Raw genomic sequence first — 3,695 nt, forward strand, 5'->3', positions numbered from 1 at the left:
CCTGTACACAGCGGATCAGCACCAGAAGAATCGGCGCGGCGATACCCAGCGTGGCATAGGTCGGCAACAGCCCCAGCAAAACGGTAGAGCCGGCCATCATCACCAGCACCGTGATCAGGGTCTTGCGCCGGCCGATCTTGTCCGCCAGCGGACCGAAGAACAGCCCCCCCAGCGGACGGATGAAAAAGCTCAAGGCAAAAGCTGCAAAACTGGCAAGCAGGCTGGTGGTCGGGTCATCGGAGACGAAGAACGCCTTGCCGATATAGACGGCGAGAAAACCATAAACGCCGTAGTCGTACCACTCGATCAAGTGGCCGGACGTTGCACCGATAAACGCCCGGCGCCGTTGCCGGGCCGGGTTCTTCTGTTGAATGCCCACGTGAGGGACTCCTGTCTGACTTCTATCCATGGAAAACACAACTCAGGGAACTGCAGTACCGCTCGCGACCTCCTTCAACCAGAGGCGCAAGTCGGTCTTGAGGATCTTGCCGTAACTGTTCCTGGGCAGCTCTGTGCGAAACACATACTTCTTCGGTTTTTTGAACGACGCCATGCGTTCGATGAACCAGGCATTGAGCAAAGACTCGTCGAGCACCCCGGCATTGCGGGGGACGATAAACGCTACCACTGATTCCCCCCACTGCACATCCGGCTCGCCGACCACGCAGACTTCAAATACTTCAGGGTGTTGCGCCAGCACTTCCTCGACTTCCCGCGGGTACACGTTGCAGCCCCCGGAAATGATCACATCCTTGGAGCGATCGGTCAGCGTCAGATATCCCGCACAATCAAGGAAACCAATGTCGCCGGTCAACAGCCAGCCATCCACCAAGGTCTGGCGAGTCGCGGGCTCGTTGCGCCAGTAGCCCTGCATGACGGTGGGTCCGCGCACGGCGATTTCCCCCGGCTGGCCGGGTGGCAACGGCCGGTGCTCAGGGTCCAGAATCCTGATGTCCACGCACGAATGTGCCCGCCCGACGGAAGCAGCCAGCGAAGCCCAGTCGGGACGGTTGCGATCCACGATCAGCTCTCGCGACAAGGCGCTGATCGTCATCGGGCTCTCCCCCTGACCGTAGATCTGCACCATCCGCGCACCAAAGGTTTCAACCGCGTCTTGCAGATCCGCCAGGTACATCGGCGCGCCACCGTAGACGATGGTTTTGATCCCGTCGCCGCCATAGCCTTGGCGACGGGCCTGCTCAACCATGCGCTTGACCATGGTCGGTGCGGCGAACAACGTGACATTGCGCAGCCTGCTCGCCAGCTCGAACAGCTCCTCGGCCTTGAAGCCACGGGATTCGGGGACCACATGGCGAGCACCGCAACGCACATGGATAAAGTTGTAGAGGCCGGCGCCATGGGACATCGGGGCCGCGTAGAGCACCGCATCATCCGGGCTGACCGGATCAACATCGAGCGGATAACACAGCGACATGGCCGTCAGGTTGCCGTGAGAGAGCATCACCCCTTTGGATCGTCCGGTGGTGCCGGAGGTGTAGAACAGCCAGGCAAGGTCATCGGCATCACGAGAACGGGGATTTTCCAACATAGTCGCATCGACCGAAGCGCACGCCAGACGGTCCGTTTGATTCAGTTCTCGACAGCCCTGCGGCAACGCCTCGGGCGAGAACACCTTGTCATCATCGGTGAAAATCAGCCGGGCTTGCGCATTGTCGACGATCCAGCTGGCTTCAACAGGGTGCAGCTTGCAGTTGATCGGCACCACCACCGCCCCCACCCACCAGACGGCATAAAGCAGTTCGAGGTATTCGCAACTGTTCTTCATGAACAGCGCCACACGGTCGCCGGGCGCAATGCCGTGCTCGTTTACAAGCTGCGCGGCACGGCTACGGACACGGGCGGCAAACGTGGCGTAGTCAGCGACTTGCCGCTGCCCCTCAAACAACGCTGGACGTTCTGGCCAACGTCGGCCGGCATCGTTCAACCAGTTGGCGATGTTCATGCTCAAGCCCTGCGTGCCTGAAGCACCGAAGCATAGTTGGCGACCGCCATGCCGCCCATGTTGAACAACAGACCGAACTCGGGATTCGGCACAGCCAGGCCGATGGGCTCGCCGGTCAACTGCCGAAAGGCCATAGCGTGYATCGACACCCCCGTGGCGCCCACCGGATGCCCCTTGGCCTTGAGCCCGCCCGACAGGTTCACCGGCAGACGCCCACCCGCCCGCACGATACCGTCATCCAGCGCCCGATGCCCCTCGCCTTTGGGCGCCAGGCCCATGGCTTCGTAGATCAGCAGTTCGGCGATGGTGAAACAGTCATGAACCTCGGCAAAGCTCAGGTCGGCCAAGGTGATATTGGCCCCACGCAGGGCCGAATGGATCGCGCGCTGCGGGCCTTCAAACGCGAGCATGTCGCGCTGGGCAATCGGCAGGAAATCGTTGACCTGCGTCGCCGAGCGAATCAGTACGTCACGACGAAACCGCCTGGCGCGCTTGGACGAGGCCAGCACAATGGCGGCAGCCCCATCGCTGATCAGCGAGCAATCGGTCAGGCGCAACGACTCCGCCACATACGGATTGCTTTTCGACACGTTGTTGCAGTGTTCGAAATCCATGACCCGGTGCATCTGCGCCAAGGGGTTGGCCATGGCATTGGAGTGGTTCTTGGTGGCGATCGCGGCCATTGACGCCATCGGGCACTGATAGCGGGCACGGTACTGTTGCGCGGCCAGGCCGAACAACTGCGGAAAACTGAGCCCGGCCTCTTCGACATCGTTTTGATAACCGGCACCGGCCAGGGCCTTGGTGACATCGGCCGTGGAGTTGGAGGTCATCTTCTCGGCGCCCACGATCAATACCAGTTCGGCTGAGCCTGAGCGGATCGCGTTGATCCCTGCATGAATCGCCGCCGAACCCGAGGCGCAGGCGTTTTCGCAACGGGTCGCGGGCTTGAAGCGCAAGCCTGGGTCGGCTTGCAGCATCAACGAGGCGGGAAAACCATCCGCAACCATCCCCGAGTTGAAATGCCCGAGGAACATCGCGTCGATGGCTGAGGCGTCAATGGCGGCGTCTTCCAGGGCTTCGCGGGTGACCTGAACGATCAGGTCTTCCAATGTGGAACCGTCCAGACGGCCAAATCGAGAGTGCGCGGCAGCGACGATGGATACGGAATCATGGGGCATGGTGATTTTCTTCTGTGCTTGGATCAGGCATTCCCTACAATGACCTACCGCCCGGATCGCTCGCTAGTTCGTGCAACTACGTACATGAATAAGTAAGCGCTCTGATACAAAGCGTCGTCAGTACCGGATTTAATCGAGGCAGGATGCCCAATGACCGTCTTCGCACATCAACTGAAAGACCTTGAGCGCCTGGCATTCAGGGTCTCGCCCGCCCCTCAGCTCATCACCGGCAACCGCGTGATGCTCGACTGCAACGAGGCATTCCTGGAACTGTTCGGCTACCAGCGCGAAGAGCTTCTGGGTTATCTGACCCTGCTGATCTATCCCTCCCAAGCGGACTACAAGACCATCGGCAATCGCAGCGAGACCTGGTTGCGCAACAGCCAAAGCGGCTCCTACTCCGACGAACGCTTCATGCAACACAAAAACGGCGAAGTGTTCTGGGCCAGGTCGCACGGCTACAGCCTGACCCCGGACGATCCATTCAAACTGATGGTCTGGCACTTCGAACGCATGGACCGTCCGCACCACGCCACGGTGAACCTCACACC

The 3,695-nt window shown here is 60.6% G+C and carries 4 protein-coding genes; 1 reads left to right on the plus strand and 3 read right to left on the minus strand.

The window, feature by feature from the left end:
- The 3 genes from AC1DH9_RS24820 to AC1DH9_RS24830 form a co-directional block, all read right to left on the minus strand.
- The coding region (locus tag AC1DH9_RS24820) for an MFS transporter (protein ID WP_477808963.1) at positions 1-379 on the minus strand (379 nt) is incomplete at its 3' end.
- Between the two features lie 42 nt (positions 380-421).
- A complete protein-coding gene (locus tag AC1DH9_RS24825; protein WP_427541922.1) occupies positions 422-1,963 on the minus strand; it encodes a class I adenylate-forming enzyme family protein in 1,542 nt (513 codons plus the stop codon).
- Between the two features lie 2 nt (positions 1,964-1,965).
- Positions 1,966-3,144, minus strand: coding sequence for an acetyl-CoA acetyltransferase (locus tag AC1DH9_RS24830; protein WP_477808964.1), 1,179 nt, complete (start codon positions 3,142-3,144; stop codon positions 1,966-1,968).
- Between the two features lie 150 nt (positions 3,145-3,294).
- Here AC1DH9_RS24830 and AC1DH9_RS24835 point away from each other — a divergent pair.
- The coding region (locus AC1DH9_RS24835; RefSeq protein ID WP_477808965.1) for a PAS domain S-box protein at positions 3,295-3,695 on the plus strand (401 nt) is incomplete at its 3' end.

The sequence above is a fragment of the Pseudomonas sp. 05T35 genome (assembly GCF_056396605.1).

Coding starts and splice junctions, on each gene's coding strand:
- AC1DH9_RS24825 (WP_427541922.1), bottom strand. CDS start 1,963: ATGAACATCGCCAACTGGTTGAACGATGCCGGCCGACGTTGGCCAGAA.